Below are 23737 nucleotides of genomic sequence, written 5' to 3'. Positions count from 1 at the left end.
AGGGCCCGTGCCGTCAGGGACGGTCGAGAGATTTCGGCCGACGAGCGGCCAGCTGCTCGGGTGGACCGGCCTCGTGCTCGCCGCGGTGGCCGTCGTCGGCGGTCTGGTCGAGGGCCCGTCGTGGTCAGTCGTCAGCGGTGCGCTGGCGTTCGCGGTGCTCGACTGGGCCGCCCTGCTGAAGCCGCGGTTGATCGTGTCGGGCCGCTGGCTGGTGCTGCGCAACATGCTGGAGACGATCCATCTCCCGCTCGCGGCGGTCGAGGAGCTCGCCGTGCGGCAGGTGTTCGCCGTCCGGGTGGGTGAGAAGCGGTACGTCTCCCCGGCCGTCGGACGCTCCTTCCGGCAGACGTTGAAGAGCAACCGCCGCGGCGCCAGCGCGGACACCGCGGCCGCCAAGACCGGCACCGACCTCGCGGACCAGGCCTACGCCGACTTCGTCGAGCAGCGGATCCGCCACCTCGCCGCCGAGGCGCGAGAGCTGGAGTCGGTCGGGCGCTACTCGGCCGCGCAGGACGCGCTGGCCGGCGAGGTCCGGCGGGTGCCTGCCTGGCTGGAGATCGGCCTGCTCGTCGTCACGGTCGCCGCGTTCGTGGTGTCGCTGGTCGTCTGAGGCCTCGCGGGTGCCGGACGTCGTACGACGTGGCGACCCGGGCGACCACAGGTGGATGGCGTCGCGGGGGACTCAGATGCCCGCGGCGGCCTGCACGTCCGCGCGGATGGCGTCCAGGCGGCCGGCGGCGGCGATCCGGGCGGCGTCGACCTCGTCCTCGGGGTGCACCGGCACGACCACCTCCAGGTAGCACTTCAGCTTCGGCTCCGTGCCACTCGGGCGGACGACGACCCGCGCCCCCTCGGCGAGCACGTAGCGCAGCCCCTCGGTCGGGGGGAGGTCGGCGCTGCCGAGGGACAGGTCGTCGACGCGCTCGACGGCGAGGCCGCCGAGAGTGGCGGGCCGAGCACCGCGCAGCCGCTCCATGGCGGCGCCGATCTCGGCGAGGTCGCGCACCCGCACCGACAGCTGGTCGGTGGCGTGCAGCCCGTGCTCGCGGGCCAGGTCGTCGAGCACGTCGACGAGACCGCGGCCCTCGGCCTTGGTGGCCGCCGCCAGCTCGCACAGCAGCAGCAGGGCGGAGACGCCGTCCTTGTCCTTCACGTGCTCAGGGTCGACGCAGTAGCCCAGCGCCTCCTCGTAGCCGTAGGCCAGCCCCTCCACCCGGCCGATCCACTTGAAGCCGGTGAGCGTCTCGACGTACGGGCGACCGGCCGCGCGGGCCATGGTGCCGAGCAGGCTGGAGGAGACGATCGTGGTCGCGAAGGTGCCCTCCTTGCCGGCGGTCAGCAGCGCGTGGGCGAGCAGCGCGCCGACCTCGTCGCCGCGGAGCATCCGCCAGCCGTGCGGCCCGGGGACGGCGGCGGCGCAGCGGTCGGCGTCGGGGTCGTTGGCCACCACCAGGTCGGCGCCGTACTTCTCCGCCAGGGCCATGGCCAGGTCCATCGCGCCCGGCTCCTCGGGGTTCGGGAACGCGACCGTCGGGAACTCCGGGTCGGGGTGCTCCTGCTCGGCCACCACCCGCGGCGTCGAGAAGCCGGCCGTCTCCAGGACCTGGACGACCGAGGTGCCACCGACACCGTGCAGCGGGGTGTAGACGATGTCGAGGTCGCGCGGCCCGTCGCCGGCGAGCCCCGCCACCGTGTCGTAGTAGGTGTCGACGATCTCCTCCTCGAGGACCTTCCCGGGGGCGCCGCGGGGTACGTCGGCCACCGACCCGACGGCCGCGATCCGCTCCGCGATCTCCGCGTCGGCGGGCGGGACGATCTGGCTGCCGTCGCCGAGGTAGACCTTGTAGCCGTTGTCCTGCGGCGGGTTGTGGCTCGCGGTGACCATCACGCCGGCCGCGCAGCCGAGCTCGCGGATCGCGAACGCGACCAGCGGCGTGGGCAGCGGCCGCGGCAGCAGCAGCGCACCGATCCCGGCGCCGGTCATCACCTCGGCGGTGTCGCGTGCGAAGACGTCGGAGTTGTGGCGGGCGTCGTACCCGATCACGACCGGGCCGCGCGCGCCGGTGTCGCGGAGGTACGCCGCCAGGCCGGCCGCCGCGCGGATCACGACGACCCGGTTCATCCGGTTCGGGCCGGCGCCGAGCGCGCCGCGGAGCCCGGCGGTGCCGAACTCCAGGGTGCCGTCGAACCGGTCGGCGAGATCGGTGGCGTCGCCGCCGGACTCGACGGAGGCGACGACCCGCTCCAGCTCGGCGCGCGTCGCCTCGTCAGGGTCCTCGGCGATCCAGGCGCGGGCGGACGCGAGCAGCTCGTCGTGGGTCATGGAGGGCACGATACGAGGGTGATCGCGCTGTCGCCGCCTCGAGACACCGCCCTGCCGGGGACCGAGGCGTGGTGAGCGCGTCGTACTCCTTCGCCGCCGCCTGGCACCTGGACGCGAGCCCGGAGGCGGTGCGCGACGTCGTGGTCGACCTGGAGCGCTACCCCGAGTGGTGGCCGCAGGTCGTCGCGGTCGCCAAGCTCGGAGCCGACGACGCCTGGGTGCGCTGCCGCTCGACGCTGCCGTACACGCTCGACCTGGTGCTGCACGCCGTCGCCCGCGAGCTGCCGGTGCTGGAGGTCGCGGTGAGCGGCGACCTGTCCGGGGAGGTGCGCTTCGTGCTGTCCCCGTCGTACGACGGGACGATGCTGCGCCTGGAGCAGGAGGTGAGCGTGACCGGGCTGCTCGGCGTGCTGTCGCCGCTCGCCCGGCCGGTCCTCGAGTGGAACCACGACCGGATGATGCGTGGCTGCGTCAGCGGGCTGCGCCGTCGGCTCGCGTGCGGGCCACCACGCCCAGCACGATGAGCAGCTGCGCGAGCGTGTAGGTCGCCATCACCGCGGCCGAGCCCAGCGTGGTCTCCTCGAACCCGTCCGCGAAGGCACCCAGCGCGATCAGCGCGTCCGAGACGGCGAAGACCGCCCCGCCCGCCCAGGCGAGCGGGTGCACGCCAGAGGCGAGCAGGGCCATCGCGAGCAGGCAGCCGCCGTAGACCAGGACCGCCGGCGCCAGCACGCCCGCCCCGGGCAGGGTCAGCGCCATCAGCGCCGCCGTCGGGATGAGGTACGCCGCCAGCACCGGTCGCGGACCGGTCAGCACGCTGCGGCCGGCGTACGGGCGGAACGCGACGATGTACGTCGCCTGCGCCAGCAGGAAGAAGCCCACCATCGCCAGGAACGCCGGGTCGCCGTCGAGGAGCCGGGGCACCGAGTCGCCGAGCCACGAGAAGGCCAGGGCGACCAGGGTCAGCCGGACCAGCCGCGGGCCGGTCCCGGCCAGCAGCACCAGGGCGACCGCCAGGAGCGGCATCAGCAGCACCTGGGTCGCGTTCGCCGTCTTCTCGGCCTCCGCGAGCTGGGCGGTGACGTGGACTGCGGCGAGTGCGACGTAACCGCCCAATGCCACTAGTGGGGGTCGTGACATGGGTGCACCGTAGTGGCCACGTGCGCCGAGTCGGCGCGAATGTCGTTCCCCCGCTGCGCTCCTCCACGACATTCGCGCCGACTCGGCGATATCGACGCTTACGCGTCGATGGAGCTCATGTCGCCGTAGCGGTCGCCGACGACGGCGTCGCGCGGGACGGCGTCGGTGAGCCGCCTCAGCTCGTCGTCGGTGAGTACGACGTCGGCGGCGGCGGCGTTCTCCTCGAGGTAGCGGACCCGCTTGGTGCCGGGGATGGGCGCGACGTCCTCGCCCTGGGCCAGCACCCAGGCGAGGGCGAGCTGGCCGGGGGTGCAGCCCTTCTCCTCGGCGATCGCGCGGACCGCGTCGACGAGCCGCAGGTTGGCGGCCAGCCCCTCGCCGTTGAGCCGGGGGAAGTACGCCGAGCGACGCGAGTCGCCCTCCTCCAGCACCGACTCGGAGGTGATCGTGCCGGTGAGGATGCCGCGGCCGAGCGGGGAGTACGGAACCAGGCCGATGCCGAGCTCGCGGAGCGTCGGGAGGATCTCGTCCTCGAGGTCGCGGGTGAACAGCGAGTACTCGGTCTGCAGGGCGGTGATCGGATGCGTCGCGTGCGCGCGGCGGATCGTCGCGGGAGAGGCCTCCGACAGACCCAGGTGACGGACCTTGCCGGCGGCGACGAGCTCGGCCATCGCACCGACGGTCTCCTCGATCGGGACCTGCGGGTCGACGCGGTGCTGGTAGTAGAGGTCGAGGTGGTCGACGCCGAGCCGCTGCAACGACGCGTCGCACGCCGAGCGGACGTACTCCGGCCGCCCGTCGATGTGACGGGTGCCGTCGGGGAGGGTGACGTTGCCGAACTTGGTCGCGAGCTGGACCTCGTCGCGCCGGCCCGCGATGGCCCGGCCGACGAGGCGCTCGTTGGTGTGCGGGCCGTACATGTCGGCGGTGTCGAGGAAGGTGGCACCCAGGTCGAGGGCGCGGCGGATGGTGGCGAGACCGCCCTCCTCGTCGGGAGTGCCGTAGAAGGCGGACATGCCCATGCAGCCGAGGCCGAGGGCGGAGACGGTCAGGGGGGAGGTGGTGCCGAGAGTGCGCTGGTCGATGCTCATGACACCCACTCAAACGGTTGGAGTGCGCTCCAGGTCAAGCCCGCGCCGGGTCAGGCCGTCGGTGTAGATCCCGATCTTCATGTCGATGGCGCCGAGGTGACGCTGCACCTCGGCGAGCTGGGCCAGCACCTGCTGCCGGTGGGCCTGCAGCAGGGCCAGCCGCTCCTCCTCGTTGCCGTCCCCCGCGCGGACCAGCTCGGCGTAGCGGCGTACGTCGCGGATCGGCATCCCGGTCGCCCGCAGCCGGTTGACCATCTCGATCCAGCGCAGCGCGTCGTCGTCGTACTGCCGGTGGCCGGAGGCGGAGCGGCGGACGGGACGGATCAGCAGCCCGTCGCGCTCGTAGTAGCGCAGGGTGTCGGGGGTCAGGCCGGTGCGCTCGGCCGCCTCGGCGATGGAGAGGCTCATCGGCTCAGTGTGGCCCTTGGAGTGCGCTCCAGGTCAAGGGTGCGGTCGGGTCATCAGTCGCGACGGTCCAGCGCGGGACGGTGGTACGTCGAGGTGGCGAACGGCCCGCCGACGTGCGCCCCGTCCCAGTCGTCCTCGGGCGAGGGGCTGATCGAGGCGGCGAACGCCTCGGCGTCGTCCTGCGGCTCGTAGCCGAGCGCCCGGCCCGGCTCGAGGTCCCACCAGGCGCGGGTGTTGGCGGAGATGCCGTAGAGCGCGGCGAAGCCTGGGGCGGTCGCGGTCAGGGCGGCCTCCACCATCCGGACGCAGTCGTCGGGGGAGAGCCAGGTCGAGAGGTGGCGGATCGTCTCCGGACGAGGCAGGAACGAGCCGATCCGGCAGGCCACGGTGTCGAGCCCGTAGCGATCGGCGTACAGGCTCATCAGGGCCTCGGCGGCGACCTTGCCGACGCCGTAGAAGGTGTCGGGTCGCGGCCGGGTGTCGATCGGGAGCAGCTCGCGCCGCGGGGTGCGGCCGACGGCGTGGTTGGACGAGGCGTAGACCAGCCGACTGACGTCGTGCTCGACCATCGCATCCAGCAGCGCCGCGGTCGTGTGCACGTGCGAGGTGAGGGAGTCGGGCAGGCTCGCCTCGTCGGGGTGGCCGGCGAGGTGGACGACACCGTCGAGCCGCTCCTCGGCGAAGACCGCGGCCACCGCGTCGGCGTCGGCGCAGTCGACGGTGTGGAACCGGGTCTCGTTGCCGTCGGGCTCCGGCACCCGGTCGAGCGAGACCACCTCGTGCCCGCGGGCGGCGAGCGCGACGGTGACGACGCGGCCGATGCTCCCGGCCGCGCCGGTCACGAGGACTCTCACGAGTCCCTCACGTGAGAGCCCGGCGAGGTCGGGTCAGCGGCGGTACCCATCGATGTCCTGCCCCAGCTCGACGAAGACGGCCTGGTTCAGGTGGAACGCTACCTTCACCTCGGCCACGATCCGAGCCTTGTCCTCGACCGAGAGGCCGAGACCGTCGAGGCGGGCGCGGTAGGCGTCCTTGTAGGGCTTCGGCTTGGGGATCTCGGCGAAGTCGTAGAACGCGACGCCGGCGCCGTCGAGCTCGTAGGTGCGCTCGAGGATCCGGCCGATCGCCTGACCGCCCGACAGGTCCCCGAGGTAGCGGGTGTAGTGGTGGGCGACCAGCAGTCCGCCCCACTCCGTCGCCGCCTCGACTCGCTCGCGGTACGCCGCGACCGCGGGCGAGTCCGTCGTGCGCGGACCGCCGGGGGACCAGTGGTCGAGGTCGGCGTCGATCGTGGCCAGCCGCTCCAGGGCCGGGTCGTACAGGGCCGCGACGAGCGGGTCGTCGAGCCGCGAGCGGAGCGCGGTCTCCAGCGCGTCGTACACGGCGCGGAAGCGCAGCAGGTAGTCGGCGTACGCCTGCTCGTTGAGCTTGCCGCCCATCAGCTCGCTCATGAACGACGAGTGCTCGGCGGCCTCGTGCTCGGCCATCGAGCCCTCGCGCATCGCGGCGGAGAGGGGGGTGTCGAGGAGGGTGTGGTCGAGCACGGTCATAGCGGTCTCCTGGGAGTCAGGGTGGTCAGGAGCAATAGCGGGATCGTAGGCGTGCTCCGGGGGTCGGTGCGCGTCAGGTGCTCACTTTGTGGACAAAGTGTCGAAATCGAGATGACACGTTGTCAACATCTGTCTGGACCACTTCTAAGGTCAGGCTCCCCAATGTTAGGCTCCCCTAAGTTTATCGTGAGAGGACTCTTCATGCCCGCCGCACTTCGACCACCCGCTCTCGGGGTGCTCGCCGTTCTGCTCGCCCTCGCCCTGGGGGCCTGTGGCATCAGCACCGGCGGGACCGGCGCTGCGGGCGACGGCGAGGCGGCCGGGTCGGTCGCGCCGCCGCTGGCGGACGTGGAGCCGCTCGCCGACGTCCGGTCCTGGGACGGCGCGACGCTCGCCGTCCCGAACGACGAGGTCGACCCCGTCGCGGAGGACCCCGAGCAGGACCTGCCGGTCACGGTGACGGACTCGCAGGGCACCCGGGTCGAGGTGACCGACGCCAGCCGCGTCCTGGCCCTCGACGTCTACGGCACCCTCGCGCGCACCGTCCACGAGCTCGGCCTGGGTGACCGGCTGGTCGGGCGGGACGTGTCGACCCAGTTCGACGGGGCCGCCGACCTGCCCCTCGTCACCCAGAACGGCCACGACCTCAACGCGGAGGCGATCCTCGAGCTCGACCCGACCCTGATCATCACCGACACCTCGCTGGGCCCCTGGGACGTCGTACTCCAGATGCGCGACGCGGGGATCCCGGTCGTCGTCGTCGACTCCCACCGCGGCCTCGACAACGTCGCGAGCCTGACCCACGAGGTGGCCGCCGCCCTCGGCGTGCCCGCGCAGGGCGAGAAGCTGGCCGAGCGGACCCAGGCCGAGATCGACGCCGTGGTCGCCCAGATCGCGAAGGTCGCCCCGGCCGAGGAGGGCCAGCGGCTGCGCACGGTGTTCCTCTACGTGCGCGGCCAGTCCGGCGTCTACTACATGTTCGGAGGGGGCTCGGGCGCCGACTCCCTGATCGACGCGATCGGTGGGTACGACGTCGCGGAGGAGATCGGCTGGAACGGCATGAAGCCGCTCACCGACGAGGGCCTGGTCGCCGCCCAGCCCGACCTGGTGCTGATGATGACCGGCGGGCTGGACTCCGCCGGCGGCGTCGACGGGCTGCTCGAGCGGCTCCCCGCGCTGGCCGAGACCCCGGCCGGGCAGCACCAGCGGTTCGTGTCGATGGAGGACTCCGAGATCCTCGGGTTCGGCCCCGCGACCGCCTCGGTCCTCGACGCGCTCGCCGTCGCCGTCTACGCCCCGGACGCGGTCTCTTGAGCGCGACCACAGCCCCGGTCACGCCGGTGCGGGCCACCCTGCGAGGCGTCGCGGCCCGGGTCGGGCTGCTCGGCGGGCTGACGGTGGCGCTGGCCGTGATCCTGGTCGCGGCCGCCGGCACCGGGCAGCTCGACATCCCTCGCGACGAGGTGCTGGGTTCGCTGCTGCACAAGATCGGTCTCGACCTCGGTCCGCTGCCCAGCCACCCGCAGGGCGAGAACACGCTCTGGCAGGTCCGCTTCCCCCGGGTCGTGATGGCGGCGATCGCGGGCGCGGCGCTGGCCACCGCCGGTGCCTTGATGCAGGGCGTGTTCGGCAACCCGCTCGCCGAGCCCGGCGTGGTCGGTGTCTCGTCCGGCGCCGCCGTGGCGGCCGCCAGCGTCATCGTCTTCGAGTGGACCTTCGCCGGCACCTGGACCGTCGCGATCTGCGCGTTCCTGGGCGGTCTGATCACCACCACGCTCGTCTACGTCATGTCCCGCGACGGCGGCCGCACCGAGGTCGTCACCCTGGTGCTCACCGGCATCGCCCTGAACGCGATGACCAGCGCCGGGCTGGCGTTCCTGATGTTCCTCGGCGACACCCAGGCCCGCGAGGAGATCGTCTTCTGGACCCTGGGCAGCCTCAACGGCTCGCGCTGGGAGTACGTCGGCGTCGTCGCCCCGCTCGCCGGACTCGGGATCGTCGCCGCGATGTTCCTGGCGCCCAAGCTCGACCTCCTCGCCCTCGGCGACCGAGCCGCGCGTCACGTCGGCGTCGACGTCGAGCGGCTCCGGGTCGGCACCATCGTGGTGGTCGCGGTGCTCACCGCCGCGGCCGTCAGCTTCTGCGGGATCATCGCGTTCGTCGGGCTCGTCGTCCCGCACCTGATCCGGCTGATCGCCGGCCCCGGGCACCGGCTGCTGGTGCCCGCGAGCGCGCTCGGCGGCGCCGTACTGCTGGTCGCGGCCGACCTGTGGGCGCGGACGGCGGTCGAGTACGCCGACCTGCCGATCGGCATGCTGACCTCGCTGATCGGCGGCCCGTTCTTCTTCTGGCTGCTGCGCCGCGCCCGTCGTACCGCGGGAGGTTGGGCATGAGCGTCCTGTTGTCCGCGCACGGCGTGAGCGTGACCATCGACGGTCAACCGATCGTCGCCGACGTCGACCTCGAGGTGACCGCCGGCGAGGTGGTCGTCCTCGTCGGGCCCAACGGCGCCGGCAAGTCGACCCTGCTCTCCGTGCTGTCCGGCGACGTCGGTCCGACCACGGGTCACGTCGAGCTGGTCGGCAAGCACTTCGGGCACCGGCACGCCCGGGACCTGGCCCGGCTGCGGGGTGTCCAGCTGCAGAAGCAGGGGCTGGCCTTCGGGTTCCGGGTGCGCGAGGTGGTCCGGATGGGCCGCTCCCCGTGGCACCGCACCGAGGCTGCGGAGCGCGACGACGCCGCCGTCGACGACGCCCTAGCCCGTGCCGACGTCACCGAGCTCGCGGACCGACTCTTCCCGACCCTCTCCGGCGGGGAGCAGGCACGCACCTCCTTCGCCCGGCTGCTGGCTCAGGAGACGCCGGTGCTGCTCCTCGACGAGCCCACCGCCGCGCTCGACATCCGCCACCAGGAGCAGCTCCTCGGGGTGGTCCGCGACGTCGCCGCGGCCGGGGCGGCGGTCGTGGTGGTGTTGCACGACCTGTCGCTCGCCGCGGCGTACGCCGACCGCGTCTGCGTCCTCGCCGGCGGCCGGGTCCGCGCCGACGGGCCACCCGTGGAGGTGCTGACCGGCGAGCTCCTCACCGAGGTCTACGGCCACCCGGTGGACGTCTTCCACCACGAGGGCGCGCTGCTCGTCGTACCCGTTCGTCCTCGGCCGGTGGGCACCCCGACCGGCCCGAGCGCGGAGGAGGCACCGTGCTCCGCCGGCTGATGCTCGCGGCCGCCGCGCTGCTGCCGGCGGCGCTGGTCGTGTTGCCCACGCCGGCCCAGGCCGCCTCCCGGGTGAGCGTGGTCAACGACCGCGGCGGCCAGGTCGTCGACGGCACGTACGCCACGAAGCTGACCGTGCGGGGGAGCGGCTTCCAGTCGGTCCGCGGCGGCCACGGCGGCGTCTACGTCTGGTTCGGCACCACCTCGGGGAAGTGGCAGCCCAGCAAGGGCGGGGCCTCCGGCGAGGACTACGCCTACGTCCCCGACAGCGAGGCGCGCGAGAACGCCGGCTACCAGCGCTTCGTCGCGTTCCCCGGCTCGGACACCGCCTCGTCGGCCAACGGCGGGACGATGAGTGCGGCCGGGGCCTGGTCGGTGGAGCTGACCGTCCCGGGGCCGGTCTTCGAGGCCGTCGGCCGCAACGGCTCGGTCCGCAGCGTCGACTGCCGCAAGGTCACCTGCGGGATCATCACCATCGGTGCCCACGGCGTGAAGAACGCCCGCAACGAGACGTTCACCCCGGTGCGGGTCGGCCAGGTGTACGACGCCGAGCCCGCCTCGCCTGCGCCGAGCGCCCAGCCGACCTCTGCTCCCACCGCTGCTCCCTCCGCGGGATCCGCCCCGACCAAGGCGGGCGGCCCGGCGACCGCGCCCGCCCTGGAGGTGGACCGGGCCTCGGCGCAGGCCGGCAACGCCCTCGCCTTCACCGGGTCCGGCCTTCCGGCCGGTCGACAGGTGAGCGTGGTCTTCGACGACGGCCGGGCCGCCTCCGGACCCTTCCTGGTCGGCAGCGACGGCGGCATCGCCGGCGTCGTGCTGCTCCCGGGTGACACCGCGGCCGGCACCCACGAGCTTCGGGTCTTCGGCGTCGAGAGCCCCCCGGTGGTCAACTTCGCGGTCACGGCGGCCGCACCAGCCGAGTCGGCAGAAGTTGCCGCCGCATCGGACGCCGACGGCGACGACGACCGCGCCGCGCTGGTCTTCGCCGGCGTGTCCGCGCTGGTGCTGCTGGCCGCCCTGGGGCAGCTCGCCTGGAGGTTCCGGAGGTCGCGCCGTGCAGCGGCCTGACCGGGGAGCCCGCACCGGAGCCGCTGCCGCGTTGCTGGTCGCCGGCCTGGTGAGCCTGATCGTGGGGGTGTTCGCAACCCTCCCGGCGGGTGCCGCGGGGGAGGGGCCGGACGACGAGATCACCACCACCGCGACGAGCCCGGCGACCGCCACGGCGACCCCCACTGTCGAGCCGACCGACCCCAGTGACCCCAGCGATACTGCCTCGCCGACGACCAGCCCGTCGCCGAGCGAGACTCCCAGCGAGTCGCCGACCGAGACCTCCGGCCCGACCACCGGTCCCACCCCCTCGCCGACCGCCACTGGCGGACCGGTCGAGGTCGCGGGCGCGGTGCTCCGCTGGGGCGTCAGCGACCAGACCAACGCGCGGTCGCACAACCCCGCCGCCATCAACTTCCTGGCCGCCGGCGTCGCCGACCCCGGCCGCGGCGGTGTCGCGCTCCGCGAGTCGCAGTGGCGGGCGGTCCAGGGCAACGTCACCATCGAGAAGGCCACTCCCGCCGGTGGCTGGAGCACCGCCACCTGGGCGGGTCTCGGCACCTCGCCGGCCGGAGCCCCGATCGGCGTCTACGGCCCGTTCAGCGAGCACGCCGTGGTCCTGAGGAAGGGCACCGGGACCGTGGACCGTGCCGCCGGGACGGCCACCGTGTCGTGGCAGGGGACCTTCACGGTCGTCTACTACGGCGGCAACACCATCTTCACGGTGACCGACCCGACGCTCGAGGTCGCCGGCGGCTCCGGATCACTGACCGCGACGCTCGGCGGCTTCCTCGCGGACCGCGACGACCCGACGATCTGGACCGCGGCCGTCCCGAAGCGGGTACGCCTCGCGGACTTGCCCACCGTCGACCTCGGCGCGCTCGGACTCACCGCCCAGCCGGCGTACGACGACGTGGCCGTCACCGGCTCGGAGCCCCAGGACCGCACCGGCTCGGGCTGGGGGGCGTTCCCGCAGGCCTTCGTGAGCTACCTCCAGCCGTTCGGCGTCGACCAGTTCTGGTACTCCACCGGCCTCCAGTCCGACTCCACCAAGCGCCCGCTGCCGCTGACGATCAGCTACTCGGCGAAGGAGATCGCGGCGCCGGCCCCGACGAAGGCTCCGTCCGCGACGCCCGACGTCGACAACTCCGCGCCGGCCGCTCCGACGCCCGTCGCCGCCCCGGTGCCGCCAGTGACGGCACCGCTCGCGGTCGCCGGCGTACCCGCAGGCACCACCCCGCTGGCGCTCGCCGCTCCGGCCCCGCTGCCGGCGACCGTCCAGCTCGCGTCCGCTCCCGTCGCCGGTTCGACGCCTGCGGCCTCCGCTGCCGCGGCCAGCGCCGGGTGGTTCGTCGGCGGCGCGCTCCTGCTCGCTGCCGCGTTCCTTCTTCTCCTCCCCGCTCCGGGCTCGGGCCCGCGCCGGACACCCTCCTGAGAATGCACGACGAAAGGAACACCATGTCCATGCTCACCCGAGGCGGGTCGCGGCTCGCGGCCCTCGGCACGGCCGGCGCGCTCGCCGCGTCCGCGCTCGTCCTCTCCGCACCCGCGGCCCAGGCGGCAGAGATTGGAGGGCGCATGGATGGCTCCATGACCTGGGGCCTCTCCGACTACCTGACGACTCCGGCGATGGGCAGCATCACGTCTCTGGCGTCCGGCTACGCGGCCCCGGCCAGCTACGACGGCACCACGAAGCTGAGCACGTTCGAGGTCGAGTCCGCGACGATCGCCCCCGACGGCGGCGCCGTCATCGCCTTCGACGGCGCCTCGCTCAAGTACGCCCCCACCGGCAACCGCTGGCTCAAGTTCGAGGACCCGATCGTCGACGTGGGCGCCGACGGGAATGGCCAGCTCAGCGCCCTGGTCTCCTACGGCCCGGGCGTCGGCTCCTACCCGACGAGCTCCTACGACCCGGCGGTCGCGGCGTACCGCGGTCCGACGCGCACGCCCCTCGTCGACCTCGTCGGCAATACCAGCGCCGCCGTCGACACGGGCACGTACCTCTCCACCTGGACCGGCCTCGCCGGCACCTGGGCTCCCGAGCTGGTCACCTTCCTCGCCGGCGACGCCGCTGCGGTTCCCCCGGTGCCCGGGCTCTCCTACCGGTCGCAGCTGACCAACGACGCAGGCAAGGCTCCGAAGCCCCTGAGCATCACCGTCGAGCGCCTTCCCGAGGTTGCGGTCGCGGTGACCAAGTTCGACAAGAACTACCTCGACCTGTCGATCTCCGGCGCCGGCTTCAATCCCGACTCGGGCGTGCAGCCGATGTCCAACGGCGTCTACATCGGCGTCGCGGCCGCGGGTGGCATCCTCGGTCTCGGTGGCGGCGGCGCCGCCGAGGGCATGGCCCAGTTCGCCGGCTCCGACCACGTGGCCGGCGGTGCGATCGTCGACGGCGCGTTCACCCGGGGGCTGGCGGTCGAGACCGCCAAGCTGACCAAGGGGCGTGCCTACTCGCTCTACACTTGGAGCGCCCACGGCAACCCGGTCGCTGGCGACTCGCAGATGACCGAGACCCCGCTCGCCATCGACTGGAACGCGCTCACCCCGCCGGTGACCCCGGCGCCCACCAAGGTCGTCCCGAAGCTGACCGTCAAGGTCGCCAAGGCCCCGACCACCCGCAAGGCGGGTCGTGCCGTGATCACGGTCAAGGGCAGCAAGGGTGCCGCCACCGGCAAGGTCAAGGTGCAGATCCTCAAGGGCAAGAAGGTCGTCAAGAACCTCGGCGCCAAGGCCCTGAAGAACGGCAAGCTCACCGTCACCCTGCCGAAGCGGGCCAAGGGGACCTACAAGGTCAAGGTCACCTACGCCGGCAGCACGGCGTACAAGAGCGCCTCGAAGACGAAGGCGTTCAAGGTCCGCAAGCGCTGACCTGAGCAGTCCCGCCCTCAGCCCGCGGCACCCACCGCGCCGAGCACGAACGTCTCGATCGTGCCGGCCGGAAGGTGCCGCGGGCTGAGGCACGCGTGGACCAGCGACAGGGTGCCGTCGAGGTCGTCGATCCGGAACGCGCCCGCGTCGACCCCGCTGCGCAGGATCTCCCGCAGCACGTCCTCGACCGCGACGACGTGCTCCCGGATCGCCTGGCGCGACGAGGGCGGCAGGATGCCGTACAGCTGTGGACCGAGGCCCATGTGGAACTGCTCCCCGGCCTCGAGGTGGTGGCGCAGGTAGGTGCGCAGCTGGGCGACCGGGTCGGAGCTGCCCTGCATGGCCTCGCGCAGCTGGGCGACGTACTGCTCGGTCTCGTGGGTGGCGAACGCGACGACCACCGCTTCCTTGTCGCGGAAGTGGTGGTAGATCGCGGTGCGGCCGAGCTCGGCGCGCTCGGCGATCAAGGCCATCGTGATGGCGTCGAAGCTCCGCTCGGCCATCAGCTCGGCGAACGCGACGAAGACCCGACGCTGAAGCTGCTCGCGGTGCTGCTGCAGGTTCTCGCCGGAGATGCGGGGCACGCGAGCAGGCTAGCGGCTCACGGGACCGGTGCGGTCACCATCGCGGTGACCATGGAGATCAGGTTCCGGATGAAGTCCTCGGTCGACAGCTGGGCGCGCCCGGGGGTCTCCCGGTCGCGGGCCCGGGCCCGGTCGGCGATCGAGCGCAGCAGGAAGCTCGTCGCGAGCGCGGTCCGCTCGATCTGGAGCGCCTCGGGCATCGGCGGCATCCGCTGGTCCAGCAGGTCGTAGACCTCGAAGCCGCCCGTGCGGCCGAGCACCTCCTGGACCGCCGGATCGGTGCTGCCCGGCCCGTCGTCGACGAGCTGGGCGACGATCTGCAGGAAGCACCTGCCCCGCCAGCCGGTCTCGGCGAGCTCGACGGCGGGGCGTACGACGGCCTCGAACACGCTCGCGAGATCCTCACGGGGCCGGCTCTGCGCGACCGCCAGCAGCTCGCGCTCGCGGGGACCGAGGAACTCGGCCTCCCGCGCGAGGACCGCGACGAGCATCCCCTCCCGGGACCCGAAGTGGTAGTGCACAGCCCCGCGATTGCGCTGCCCGGCCTGCCTGGTGATCTCGAGCAGTGACGCGTTGTGCACGCCGTGCTCGGCGAACGCTCGGGTGGCTGCGTCGATCAGCAGCTGCCGGGTGTCGTCTGCGCTCATCTGGTTCCCCTCGTCCTAGATCCTCGGCACGATCCGTCCCAGCAGGTCCCCCATCCGGGACGCCGCAGACCGCCCGGCCTCGAGAACCTCGGCGTGATCGAGGGGCGCACCGCTGATGCCGGCGGCGAGGTTGGTGACCAGGCTGATGCCGAGCACCTCCAGGCCTGCCTCGCGTGCGGCGATCGCCTCCAGGGTGGTGCTCATGCCGACCAGGTGGCCGCCGATCACGCCGGCCATGCGCACCTCGGCCGGAGTCTCGTAGTGCGGGCCCGGGAACTGGACGTACACGCCCTCGTCGAGGGAGGGGTCGATCTCGCGGCACAGGGCGCGCAGCCGCGGGGAGTACAGGTCGGTCAGGTCGACGAAGCGGGCGCCCACGATCGGCGAGCGGCCGGTGAGGTTGATGTGGTCGCTGATCAGGACCGGGGTCCCCGGCGTCCAGCTCTCCTTCAGCCCCCCGCAGCCGTTGGTCAACACGATGGTGCGGCAGCCCGCCGCGGCCGCGGTGCGGACCCCGTGGACGACGGCCTCGACACCCTTGCCCTCGTAGTAGTGGGTGCGGCTCAGGAAGACCAGCAGCTGCTTGTCACCCGCCGCGATCGAGCGGATCTTGCCCGAGTGCCCCGCGACCGCCGCCGCCGAGAAGCCCGGCAGGTCGGTCGTGTCGATCTCGGCCGTCGCCGTCCCGAGCGCGTCGACCGCCGGCAGCCAGCCCGACCCCAGGACCAGCGCCACGTCGTGGCTGGCCACCCCGGTCAGCTCCGCAAGGGTCGCGGCGGCCTCCTCGGCCAGGTCATACGGGGTCTGCGGATCCGTCACGGGGCGGACTCTAGTCCTCCGGGTGGCTTGGCAGCAGCGACGCGCGGCGGGTGGGGGTGCGTTGGGAAATTCCCCGGTTCACCGGGGAAGTTGGACCTTCTCAGCCATCGCGACGGCCCAGAACGTCAGGAAAGGCCCGAGAAGTCAGGGCCGCCCGGGGCATCGGGGGCCAGGAATCGTGCACAGCCGGCGCTCCCCGGGGGCTGTCCCCAGCCGACGAGACTGGTGGGGTGGGCAGCGTCGTACGCCGGGCACGACCCGGCCATGATGATTCCGCCCCGTGAGCCAGACGACCCCCGCAACAGCGATGTGCTCCTGCGTCGCCGTCTCCTGGAGGAGGGCTGGAACGACCGGGCGATCAGACGCCGGCTCGCCGACCGGTCCTGGGTGAAGCTGCGTCACGGCGCCTACCTCCCCACGCCGATCTGGGACCAGCTGGACGAGTCGGGCCGCCACGGGCTCCTGGCCCGGGCCGTCCAGCTCCAGGCGAGCACCGAGGTCGTGCTGTCCCATGTGTCGGGTCTCCCGGAGTACGACGCTCCCACCTGGGGCCTCGATCTCTCAGAGGTGCACGTGACCCGGAAGGACGACCGCACGGGCCGGCGCGAGGCCGGGGTGTGCCAGCACTGCGGGACCATCGAGGAGGGCGACGTCGTCACCCGCAACGGCGTCGAGGTCATGAGCGCCACTCGATTGGCGCTGGAGGTGACGACGATCGCCAGCGTGGAGGCGAGCCTGTGCGTCGTGAACTACCTGCTGCACGCGGGGGCCACGACCCCGGAGGCTCTCGCGCGCCGGAACGAGAAGATGACGCACTGGCCGCACACCCTGAGCACGGACCTGGTGCTGCGTCTCGCGGATCCTCGGATCGAGTCGGTGGGCGAGTCACGGAGCTTCCACCTGTGCTTCCGCTACCGGCTCCCGATGCCGAAGTCGCAGTACGAGGTGCGGGACGAGTCGGGTCAACTGCTCGGCAGGGTCGACTTCGCGTGGCCGGAGCACAAGGTGTTCCTGGAGTTCGACGGGAAGGTGAAGTACGAGAAGCTGCTGAAGCCGGGGGAGCGGGCGAGCGATGTCGTCATCCGGGAGAAGCGTCGCGAGGAGCTGATCTGCCGGCGCACGGGCTGGCGCTGCATCCGGATCACCTGGGCCGATCTGGAGGACCCGGAGCGGACCGCCGCCGCGATCCGGTCGTTGCTGTTCCCGTCGCTCGGGGCCTGACCCCGTCGTACCTCTCGGGCATTCCCGGACGTTCTCGGCCGAAGTTTCGGCGCAGAAGGTCCAAATTCCCCGGTAAACCGGGGAATTTGCCCGCCCCCGCCCTACAGCCCCGTCGAACGGCAGGGCCGCTGGCGCAGGGCGGCGACGTAGTCGTCGGGGGCGTCGGCGGCCTCCGCGGCATTGGCCAGGACGCCGAGGTGCAGCGCGGAGGGGAGACCGCCCTCGTAGGCGTCCAGCACGTAGGTCCAGGCGACCAGCTCACCGGTCATCGTGGCGACCCGCACCTTGGTCTTGCGGTAGAGGCCCGAGTCCGCGGACTCCCAGCCGTCGAGCAGCGTCTCGTCCTCGCGGGTGACGTCGTACACCGCGACGAAGACCTGCTCGAAGGGGTCCTGGACGATCGTCGGGAGCGCGCCGTCCCAGCCGTGCTCCTCGCCGCCGAAGGTGAGTCGCCAGCCCTCCAGCCAGCCGGTGGTGTGCAGCGGGGAGTGGGGGCAGCGCTCGCCCATCCGGGTCGGGTCCATGTTGGTCCCGTAGGCGGCATAGAGCGTCACGGGGAGCAGGCTACTGCCGAGAGTGCTCCCGGCTTGGGGTGACCTGCGCGACAGTCCTAGGCTGGAGGCCGTGACCACCCACTTCGATGTCCTCGTCCTCGGCGCCGGCCCCGGTGGCTACGTCGCCGCGATCCGCGCCGCTCAGCTCGGCAAGACCGTCGCCGTCGTGGAGGACAAGTACTGGGGCGGTGTCTGCCTCAACGTCGGCTGCATCCCGTCCAAGGCGCTGCTGAAGAACGCCGAGCTGGCGCACACCCTGACCCACGAGAAGGCCAAGTACGGCATCGAGGGCGACGCGACCATGTCCTTCGGCCCGACCCACAAACGGTCGCGCCAGGTGAGCGCCGGCATCGTCAAGGGCGTCCACTTCCTGATGAAGAAGAACAAGATCACCGAGATCGACGGCTGGGGCACCCTGACCGGCTCGAAGGGGATCGACGTCAAGGACAAGGACGGCGGTACGACGTCGTACACGTTCGACAACCTGATCCTCGCCGCGGGCGCCCAGGTGCGGATGCTGCCGGGCATGCAGAAGAGCGCCAACGTGGTGACCTACGAGGAGCAGATCCTCGACGAGAACCTTCCCGGCTCGGTGATCATCGGCGGCTCCGGCGCGATCGGGGTCGAGTTCGCCTACGTGATGAAGAACTTCGGCGTCGACGTGACGATCGTGGAGTTCCTCGACCGGATGGTGCCGACCGAGGACGCCGACGTGTCCAAGGAGCTGCTGAAGCACTACAAGAAGCTCGGCGTGAAGGTGCTGCTCTCGACCAAGGTCGAGAACGTCGAGGACACCGGCTCCGGCGTGAAGGTCACCGTCAGCCCGGCCGGCGGCGGCGACAGCCAGGTGCTGGAGGCCGACAAGATGCTGGCGGCCTTCGGGTTCGCCCCGCGAGTGGAGGGCTACGGCCTGGACGCGGCCGGCGTGGAGCTCACCGACCGTGGCGCGATCGCGATCGACGACTTCGGCCGCACCAACGTCGAGGGCGTCTACGCCATCGGTGACGTCACCGGGAAGATGATGCTCGCCCACGTCGCCGAGGCGATGGGCATCGTGGCCGCCGAGACGATCGCCGGCGCCGAGACCATGCCGGTCGACTACGTCATGGTGCCGCGCGCGACGTACTGCCAGCCCCAGGTGGCGTCGTTCGGCTACACCGAGGCCCAGGCCGAGGAGAAGGGGTACGACGTCAAGACGGCCACCTTCCCGTTCTCGGCCAACGGCAAGGCCCAGGGCCTCGGCGAGGCGGTCGGCTTCGTCAAGGTCGTCGCCGACGCCGAGCACAACGAGATCATCGGTGCGCACCTGATCGGCCCCGACGTGACCGAGCTGCTGCCGGTCCTGACGCTGGCCCAGAAGTGGGACCTGACCGCCGACGAGGTCGCCCGCAACGTCTTCGCCCACCCGACGCTCGGTGAGTCCGTGAAGGAAGCCGTCCACGGCATCGCCGGCCACATGATCAACTTTTAGAGGCCTGCGTCGGCCGAGAAGGTCGAGTGGCGCCGCGGCTGAGGAACGAAGCCGCGACGCGGCGTATCGAGACCCCGTTACCGAGAGGAACAAGATGAGCGACCGCGTCGTCATCGTCGGCGGTGGCCCCGGCGGCTACGAGGCCGCCCACGTGGCTGCCCAGCTCGGGGCCGAGGTGACCATCGTCGACTCCGACGGGATCGGCGGCTCGGCCGTGCTCACCGACTGCGTGCCCAGCAAGACCCTGATCGCCACGGCCGAGGTGATGAGCGAGCTCTCCGGGGCCGCCGAGCTCGGGGTCAGCTTCCTCGACCTCGAGGGCGACCCCGCGGAGCTGATCCGGGTCGACCTCGCCCGGGTCAACGCCCGGGTCAAGCAGCTCGCCACCGACCAGTCCTCCGACATCGCGCGCCGGCTGGTGCGCGACGGGGTGCGGATCGTCAGCGGCCGGGCCCGGCTGGACGGGACCAACCGGGTCGTGGCGGCGCTCGCCGACGGCGGCGAGGAGACCCTCGAGGCCGACGCCGTCCTGGTCGCCACCGGCGCCGCGCCGCGCACGCTTCCCTCCGCGGTGCCCGACGGCGAGCGGATCCTGACCTGGGAGCAGGTCTACGACCTCACCGAGGTGCCCTCCGAGATGATCGTGGTCGGCTCCGGGGTCACCGGCGCCGAGTTCGCCAGCGCCTACCTCAACCTCGGCATCCCGGTCACCCTCGTCTCGAGCCGCGACCGGGTGCTGCCCGGCGAGGACGCCGACGCGGCGGGCGTGCTGGAGGAGGTGCTCCGGCGGCGGGGCATGACCGTGCTCTCCAAGTCGCGGATGGAGTCGGTGACCCGCTCCGGCGACACGGTCACGGTCACCCTGACCGACGGCCGGACCGTCGAGGGGTCGCACTGCATCCTGGCGCTCGGCTCGGTCCCCAACACCGCCGACATGGGCCTCGAGGAGGCCGGGGTGGTCCTCAAGGACGGCGGCTTCGTCAACGTCGACCGGGTCTCTCGTACGTCGGCCCGCGGCGTCTACTCCGCCGGCGACTGCACCGGCGTGCTGATGCTCGCCTCGGTCGCCGCGATGCAGGGTCGGATCGCGATGTGGCACTTCCTCGGCGACACCGTGCACCCGCTGGACCTGAAGAAGGTCTCCTCCAACGTCTTCACCGCGCCCGAGATCGCCACCGTCGGCTGGTCCCAGCAGGCCGTCGACGCGGGGGAGATGCAGGCCGAGGTCGTGATGCTGCCGCTGTCGGGCAACCCGCGCGCGAAGATGCAGGGGGTCCGCGACGGCTTCGTGAAGCTGTTCTGCCGCCCCGGTACCGGCATCGTCGTCGGCGGGGTGATCGTCGGCCCGCGGGCCAGCGAGCTGATCCATCCGGTCTCGATCGCCGTCGCCGAGTCGCTGACCGCCGACCAGTTGGCCCAGGCGTTCACGGTGTACCCGTCGATGAGCGGATCGGTCGCCGAGGCTGCTCGGCGCCTGCACCGCTTCTGAGCCGGCTCACTCCAGCTCGGCGAGGATCCGCTCCATCCGGGTGACCTCGGCGCCCTGACCGGCGGCGACCTTCTCGGCGATCTCGGCGACCCGCGGGTCGGTCCCGTCGGCCAGGACGTCGCCCGCCATCGCGATTGCGCCCCGGTGGTGGCGCACCAGCGCGCCGAGGAACAACCGGTCGAAGGCGGCCCCGTCCGCGGCGGCCAGCTCGGCCAGCTCGTCGTCGTCCAGCAGGCCGCGCATCGGGTGGTGCCCGTGGTCGCCGTGGTCGTAGTCGTGCGGATCGTCCTGGGGCGACGGTACGTCGATCCCGCGCTCGGCCAGCCAGCCCGCCATCAGCCAGGTCTCCGGTCCCCGGGCGGCCTGGACCCGGGTGGCGAGCGCCCGCACCCGTCGGTCCGCGGCCCGGGTCGCCGCCAGCTCGGCCAGGTCCAGCGCCTGGCCGTGGTGGGGGATCGTCATCTGCAGGTAGGACACGTCGTCGTGGTTCCACGCGGGCGCAGCGGACCCGGCCGGCGACACGGCATCCGCGGGTGCGGAGGTCGACGGGTGGGTGTGGTCGGCCTGGCCCGGGAGGTGCTCGTGGCCGGCCGGCGGGGAAGTGGAACCGGCGCCCGAGCAGCCCGCGACCGCGCCGTACCCCACGACCAGGGCGGCGGCGAGCAGCGGACGGAGGGGACGCACCCGCTCAGCACATCACGGGACGGCCTCGTTCGGACGGCGGCTAGCCTGGACGACTCACCGACCTCGGGAGCTGATCCATGCGCCACCTCGTCCTGCCCGCCGCACTCGCCGCCGTGCTGGCCCTCGTCCCGGGGGCGTCTTCCGCGGCGGAGGCCGCGTCCGCCGCGGAGGCCGGGCCCGCCCGGCTGGTCCTGCAGGGGCACGGCTGGGGGCACGGTCACGGGATGTCGCAGTACGGCGCGCAGGGCGCGGCACTGCAGGGCCGCAGCCACCGCCAGATCCTCGGCTTCTACTACCCGGGCACGAAGTGGGGCCGGGCGGGCGGCCGGGTCCGGGTGCTGATCTCGGCCGACACCTCCGCCGACGTGGTGGTCCGCGCCCGCGCGGGCCTGCAGGTGCGTTCGCTGACCAACGGGAACCAGATCGACCTGGCCGAGCGCCGGCCCGCGGCCCGGGCCTGGCGGATCACCGCCCCCTCGCCGACCCGGAGCCTGGTCTCGTGGAAGGGACGCTCCGGCGGCTGGCACCCGCTGCGGACATTGAAGGGCGACGCGCAGTTCCAGGCGACCGGCCCGATCACCCTGGTCACGCCGGCGGGCTCGGTCGCCTACCGGGGCGCGCTGCGCTCGGCGACGGTGAAGCCTGGTCGTACCGCTCGCGACACGGTCAACGTCGTCTCCCTGGAGAGCTACCTGCGCGGCGTGGTCCCTGCGGAGGTCATCGCCTCCTCCTGGCGACCGGCCGCGCTCCGGGCCCAGAGCGTCGCGGCCCGCACGTACGCCGCGTACGAGCGCCGTCAGCCGCTCGCCCGGCACTACCAGATCTGCGACACCGCCCAGTGCCAGGTCTACACGGGGACCGCCAACGAGCATCCCCGCACCGACGACGCCATCCGCAGGACCCGGGCGCGGGTGCTCACCCACCGCGGGCGGCCGGCGTTCACCCAGTTCTCTTCCAGCAACGGCGGTTGGACGTCGGCCGGCGGGTTCCCCTACCTCCCCGCGAAGCGGGACCCGTACGACGCGACGCCCTCGAACCCGAACCACACCTGGCGCCACGTGGTGCGGGCGACCGCGATCGAGGCGGCCTGGCCGGCGCTCGGCGCCTTCCGCCGGATCCGGGTGCTGGAGCGCGACGGCCACGGCGCCTGGGGCGGCCGGGTGGAGCGGGTCCGGGTGGTCGGATCGCGGACCAGTACGACGGTCTCCGGGGACACCTTCCGCAGTTACCTGGGGCTGAAGTCGGACTGGTTCCGGGCGCGCTGAGAACTACAGATCTGTAGTTCGCCCGACCTCGTTGCGGGGCTGCTGGGACGCGTGATGCGATGGGTGTTCCCACTGGTCACGGATGCAACTCGATGCACCCCAGCCACACCTCCTCGCCCGGAAGCTCGGCCCTCCATGCGCCTGCGCCTGCTCGTCGTCCCTGTCCTGACCGGGGTGTTCCTGGCCCCCTCCGCCGCCCAGGCCGTCGACCGGTGGGCGGTGCCCGCGGGTGCGACCGTCACCATCTCCGGGCACGGCTACGGGCACGGCCACGGGATGTCGCAGCACGGCGCGCAGGGCGCGGCCAAGCAGGGGCTGAGCCACGAGCAGATCCTCGACTTCTACTACGCCGGGACGACGCCGGGCCGGGCCGCCGGCCGGGTGAGCGTGCTGATCTCCGCCGACACCACCGACGACCTCCTCGTCCGGGCGCGCCCCGGACTCACCGTCACCGACCGGGCGAGCGGCCGGCGCTGGGTGCTGCCCCAGAACGGCGCCCGGCTGTGGCGCGTCGCCACCTCCCGCAAGGGCGTCACCCGGGTCGCGTTCCGGACCGACCGGTGGCGCCGGTGGCGGGTCCTGAGGGGCGACGGCGAGATCGCCGCCGGCGGCCGGCCCGTCACCGTGGTGACCCCGTCGGGCGACCGTCCCTACCGCGGCCGACTGCGGCACGCCACCGCGCCCGGTGGCGGCCACGACACGGTGAACGTGCTGTCGCTCGAGGCCTACCTGCGGGGCGTCGTACCTCTCGAGATGCCGGCGACCTGGAGTCCCGCGGCGGTCCGCGCGCAGGCGGTCGCGGCGCGCACCTACGCGGCGTACGAACGCGCCCACCCGCGCTCGCGGCACGCGCAGCTGTGTGACACGACGTCCTGCCAGGTCTACGGCGGGTATGCCGCCGAGCACCCCGCGTCGAACGCCGCGATCGCCGCCACCCGAGGCAGCGTCCTGCTCGACGGCGGGCAACCGGCGTTCACGCAGTTCTCCTCCAGCAGCGGCGGCTGGACCTCGGCCGGCTCGGTGCCCTACCTGCGCGCGGTCGAGGACGTCTACGACGCCTGGTCCGGCAACCCGGTGCACGCCTGGACCGTCCGGCTCGCCCCCGCGCGCCTGGAGCAGGCCTGGCCGAGGATCGGCGTCCTGAGCGACATCCAGGTCACCGCCCGCGACGGCAACGGCGACTGGGGCGGCCGGGTCCGCTCGGTCACGCTGACCGGCAGCGCCGGCGCGGTCACGGTCTCCGGTGACACCTTCCGAAGCGTGCTGGGGCTTCGGTCGACGTACCTGACGTTCGGGGTCTCCTGAGCGCCGATCTCCCGTCCCCGAGTCCGTAGGGTGGGGGTCGGGGACAGCGGAGGGA

At 72.7% G+C, this 23737-nt stretch carries 24 protein-coding genes; 13 read left to right on the top strand and 11 right to left on the bottom strand.

The genetic code is table 11. From position 1 onward, the window contains the following. The first annotated feature begins 7 nt into the window (after positions 1-7). Positions 8-610 (top strand): hypothetical protein, encoded by a 603-nt coding sequence (locus MUB56_RS25135; RefSeq protein ID WP_244929745.1) that lies wholly within the window; start codon positions 8-10, stop codon positions 608-610. Between the two features lie 72 nt (positions 611-682). Here MUB56_RS25135 and MUB56_RS25130 read toward each other — a convergent pair whose 3' ends face one another. After that, on the bottom strand, positions 683-2323 hold the full coding sequence (locus MUB56_RS25130; RefSeq protein WP_244929744.1) for a phospho-sugar mutase: 1641 nt from the start codon (positions 2321-2323) through the stop codon (positions 683-685). Between the two features lie 71 nt (positions 2324-2394). Between MUB56_RS25130 and MUB56_RS25125 the strand changes: the two genes are divergently transcribed. Further along, positions 2395-2847, top strand: coding sequence for an SRPBCC family protein (locus tag MUB56_RS25125; protein ID WP_244929743.1), 453 nt, complete (start codon positions 2395-2397; stop codon positions 2845-2847). On the opposite strand, the gene MUB56_RS25120 is transcribed toward MUB56_RS25125, so the two are convergent. The 5 genes from MUB56_RS25120 to MUB56_RS25100 all read right to left on the bottom strand — a co-directional run bounded on the left by MUB56_RS25120 (position 2795) and on the right by MUB56_RS25100 (position 6512). Next, on the bottom strand, positions 2795-3463 hold the full coding sequence (locus MUB56_RS25120; protein ID WP_244929742.1) for a lysoplasmalogenase: 669 nt from the start codon (positions 3461-3463) through the stop codon (positions 2795-2797). The genes MUB56_RS25125 and MUB56_RS25120 overlap by 53 nt on opposite strands. A 98-nt stretch (positions 3464-3561) precedes the next feature. Further along, a complete protein-coding gene (locus MUB56_RS25115; protein WP_244929741.1) occupies positions 3562-4554 on the bottom strand; it encodes an aldo/keto reductase in 993 nt (330 codons plus the stop codon). Positions 4555-4563: 9 nt separating this feature from the next. Continuing rightward, the gene (locus MUB56_RS25110) at positions 4564-4962 is read right to left on the bottom strand and encodes a MerR family transcriptional regulator (RefSeq protein WP_244929740.1); all 399 of its coding nucleotides are present in this window, start codon (positions 4960-4962) and stop codon (positions 4564-4566) included. 53 nt (positions 4963-5015) lie between these two features. Continuing rightward, complete coding sequence (locus MUB56_RS25105) at positions 5016-5816, bottom strand: NAD(P)-dependent oxidoreductase (RefSeq protein WP_244929739.1); 801 nt, start codon at positions 5814-5816, stop codon at positions 5016-5018. Between the two features lie 33 nt (positions 5817-5849). After that, the gene (locus tag MUB56_RS25100) at positions 5850-6512 is read right to left on the bottom strand and encodes a biliverdin-producing heme oxygenase (RefSeq protein ID WP_244929738.1); all 663 of its coding nucleotides are present in this window, start codon (positions 6510-6512) and stop codon (positions 5850-5852) included. Between the two features lie 201 nt (positions 6513-6713). Here MUB56_RS25100 and MUB56_RS25095 point away from each other — a divergent pair, with 201 nt between their 5' ends. The 6 genes from MUB56_RS25095 to MUB56_RS25070 are packed head-to-tail and all read left to right on the top strand — an operon-like array spanning position 6714 to position 13643. Then, on the top strand, positions 6714-7826 hold the full coding sequence (locus tag MUB56_RS25095) for an ABC transporter substrate-binding protein (protein ID WP_244929737.1): 1113 nt from the start codon (positions 6714-6716) through the stop codon (positions 7824-7826). Next, on the top strand, positions 7823-8905 hold the full coding sequence (locus MUB56_RS25090) for an iron ABC transporter permease (RefSeq protein ID WP_244929736.1): 1083 nt from the start codon (positions 7823-7825) through the stop codon (positions 8903-8905). Before MUB56_RS25095 ends, MUB56_RS25090 begins: the two co-directional genes overlap by 4 nt. Continuing rightward, a complete protein-coding gene (locus tag MUB56_RS25085) occupies positions 8902-9726 on the top strand; it encodes a heme ABC transporter ATP-binding protein (RefSeq protein ID WP_244929735.1) in 825 nt (274 codons plus the stop codon). Before MUB56_RS25090 ends, MUB56_RS25085 begins: the two co-directional genes overlap by 4 nt. Next, positions 9711-10793, top strand: coding sequence for a hypothetical protein (locus tag MUB56_RS25080; RefSeq protein WP_244929734.1), 1083 nt, complete (start codon positions 9711-9713; stop codon positions 10791-10793). The genes MUB56_RS25085 and MUB56_RS25080 overlap by 16 nt, the downstream gene beginning before the upstream one ends. After that, entirely contained in the window at positions 10780-12207 is a 1428-nt protein-coding gene (locus tag MUB56_RS25075) for an HtaA domain-containing protein (RefSeq protein WP_244929733.1), read from the top strand. The genes MUB56_RS25080 and MUB56_RS25075 overlap by 14 nt, the downstream gene beginning before the upstream one ends. 23 nt (positions 12208-12230) lie before the next feature. Then, positions 12231-13643 (top strand): Ig-like domain repeat protein, encoded by a 1413-nt coding sequence (locus MUB56_RS25070; RefSeq protein ID WP_244929732.1) that lies wholly within the window; start codon positions 12231-12233, stop codon positions 13641-13643. Positions 13644-13660: 17 nt separating this feature from the next. On the opposite strand, the gene MUB56_RS25065 is transcribed toward MUB56_RS25070, so the two are convergent. Genes MUB56_RS25065 through MUB56_RS25055 form a run of 3 tightly spaced genes read right to left on the bottom strand, consistent with a single transcriptional unit; the run spans position 13661 to position 15693 of the window. Next, positions 13661-14227 carry a TetR/AcrR family transcriptional regulator gene (locus tag MUB56_RS25065; protein WP_244929731.1) on the bottom strand — a complete coding sequence of 189 codons (567 nt, stop codon included), beginning with the start codon at positions 14225-14227 and terminating at the stop codon, positions 13661-13663. A 17-nt stretch (positions 14228-14244) separates the two neighbouring features. Continuing rightward, positions 14245-14874, bottom strand: coding sequence for a helix-turn-helix domain-containing protein (locus MUB56_RS25060; protein ID WP_244929730.1), 630 nt, complete (start codon positions 14872-14874; stop codon positions 14245-14247). 15 nt (positions 14875-14889) lie between these two features. Continuing rightward, positions 14890-15693: a purine-nucleoside phosphorylase gene (locus tag MUB56_RS25055; RefSeq protein WP_244929729.1), complete on the bottom strand. Its 804-nt coding sequence runs from the start codon at positions 15691-15693 to the stop codon at positions 14890-14892. 264 nt (positions 15694-15957) lie between these two features. Here MUB56_RS25055 and MUB56_RS25050 point away from each other — a divergent pair, with 264 nt between their 5' ends. Further along, positions 15958-16914, top strand: coding sequence for a hypothetical protein (locus MUB56_RS25050; RefSeq protein WP_244929728.1), 957 nt, complete (start codon positions 15958-15960; stop codon positions 16912-16914). Positions 16915-17015: 101 nt separating this feature from the next. On the opposite strand, the gene MUB56_RS25045 is transcribed toward MUB56_RS25050, so the two are convergent. Further along, on the bottom strand, positions 17016-17468 hold the full coding sequence (locus tag MUB56_RS25045; protein WP_244929727.1) for a gamma-glutamylcyclotransferase family protein: 453 nt from the start codon (positions 17466-17468) through the stop codon (positions 17016-17018). Positions 17469-17538: 70 nt separating this feature from the next. Here MUB56_RS25045 and lpdA point away from each other — a divergent pair, with 70 nt between their 5' ends. Both lpdA and MUB56_RS25035 read left to right on the top strand, forming a co-directional pair. Then, entirely contained in the window at positions 17539-18939 is a 1401-nt protein-coding gene (lpdA, locus tag MUB56_RS25040; RefSeq protein ID WP_244929726.1) for a dihydrolipoyl dehydrogenase, read from the top strand. A gap of 94 nt (positions 18940-19033) precedes the next feature. Next, entirely contained in the window at positions 19034-20428 is a 1395-nt protein-coding gene (locus MUB56_RS25035; RefSeq protein WP_244929725.1) for an NAD(P)H-quinone dehydrogenase, read from the top strand. Positions 20429-20434: 6 nt separating this feature from the next. Here MUB56_RS25035 and MUB56_RS25030 read toward each other — a convergent pair whose 3' ends face one another. Next, positions 20435-21112, bottom strand: a complete 678-nt coding sequence (locus MUB56_RS25030) for a DUF305 domain-containing protein (RefSeq protein ID WP_244929724.1) — start codon at positions 21110-21112, stop codon at positions 20435-20437. 77 nt (positions 21113-21189) lie between these two features. Between MUB56_RS25030 and MUB56_RS25025 the strand changes: the two genes are divergently transcribed. Together MUB56_RS25025 and MUB56_RS25020 are read left to right on the top strand one after the other, a co-directional pair. Then, the gene (locus MUB56_RS25025; protein ID WP_244929723.1) at positions 21190-22377 is read left to right on the top strand and encodes a SpoIID/LytB domain-containing protein; all 1188 of its coding nucleotides are present in this window, start codon (positions 21190-21192) and stop codon (positions 22375-22377) included. 135 nt (positions 22378-22512) lie between these two features. Next, positions 22513-23682: a SpoIID/LytB domain-containing protein gene (locus tag MUB56_RS25020; RefSeq protein WP_244929722.1), complete on the top strand. Its 1170-nt coding sequence runs from the start codon at positions 22513-22515 to the stop codon at positions 23680-23682. Positions 23683-23737: the final 55 nt, after the last annotated feature.

This window comes from Nocardioides sp. W7, assembly GCF_022919075.1.
Classification (GTDB): domain Bacteria; phylum Actinomycetota; class Actinomycetes; order Propionibacteriales; family Nocardioidaceae; genus Nocardioides.
Note: the sequence above shows the minus strand (reverse complement) of the source record. Positions and strands in the feature narration are given on the sequence as shown.

What these genes read in the sequence shown, in the direction of transcription:
- MUB56_RS25115 (WP_244929741.1), bottom strand. Translation starts at nt 4,554, where the DNA reads ATGAGCATCGACCAGCGCACTCTCGGCACCACCTCCCCCCTGACCGTC.
- MUB56_RS25025 (WP_244929723.1), top strand. Translation starts at nt 21,190, where the DNA reads ATGCGCCACCTCGTCCTGCCCGCCGCACTCGCCGCCGTGCTGGCCCTC.
- MUB56_RS25050 (WP_244929728.1), top strand. Translation starts at nt 15,958, where the DNA reads ATGATGATTCCGCCCCGTGAGCCAGACGACCCCCGCAACAGCGATGTG.
- MUB56_RS25130 (WP_244929744.1), bottom strand. Translation starts at nt 2,323, where the DNA reads ATGACCCACGACGAGCTGCTCGCGTCCGCCCGCGCCTGGATCGCCGAG.
- MUB56_RS25110 (WP_244929740.1), bottom strand. Translation starts at nt 4,962, where the DNA reads ATGAGCCTCTCCATCGCCGAGGCGGCCGAGCGCACCGGCCTGACCCCC.
- MUB56_RS25100 (WP_244929738.1), bottom strand. Translation starts at nt 6,512, where the DNA reads ATGACCGTGCTCGACCACACCCTCCTCGACACCCCCCTCTCCGCCGCG.
- MUB56_RS25085 (WP_244929735.1), top strand. Translation starts at nt 8,902, where the DNA reads ATGAGCGTCCTGTTGTCCGCGCACGGCGTGAGCGTGACCATCGACGGT.
- MUB56_RS25070 (WP_244929732.1), top strand. Translation starts at nt 12,231, where the DNA reads ATGTCCATGCTCACCCGAGGCGGGTCGCGGCTCGCGGCCCTCGGCACG.
- MUB56_RS25120 (WP_244929742.1), bottom strand. Translation starts at nt 3,463, where the DNA reads ATGTCACGACCCCCACTAGTGGCATTGGGCGGTTACGTCGCACTCGCC.
- MUB56_RS25095 (WP_244929737.1), top strand. Translation starts at nt 6,714, where the DNA reads ATGCCCGCCGCACTTCGACCACCCGCTCTCGGGGTGCTCGCCGTTCTG.
- MUB56_RS25060 (WP_244929730.1), bottom strand. Translation starts at nt 14,874, where the DNA reads ATGAGCGCAGACGACACCCGGCAGCTGCTGATCGACGCAGCCACCCGA.
- MUB56_RS25035 (WP_244929725.1), top strand. Translation starts at nt 19,034, where the DNA reads ATGAGCGACCGCGTCGTCATCGTCGGCGGTGGCCCCGGCGGCTACGAG.
- MUB56_RS25020 (WP_244929722.1), top strand. Translation starts at nt 22,513, where the DNA reads ATGCGCCTGCGCCTGCTCGTCGTCCCTGTCCTGACCGGGGTGTTCCTG.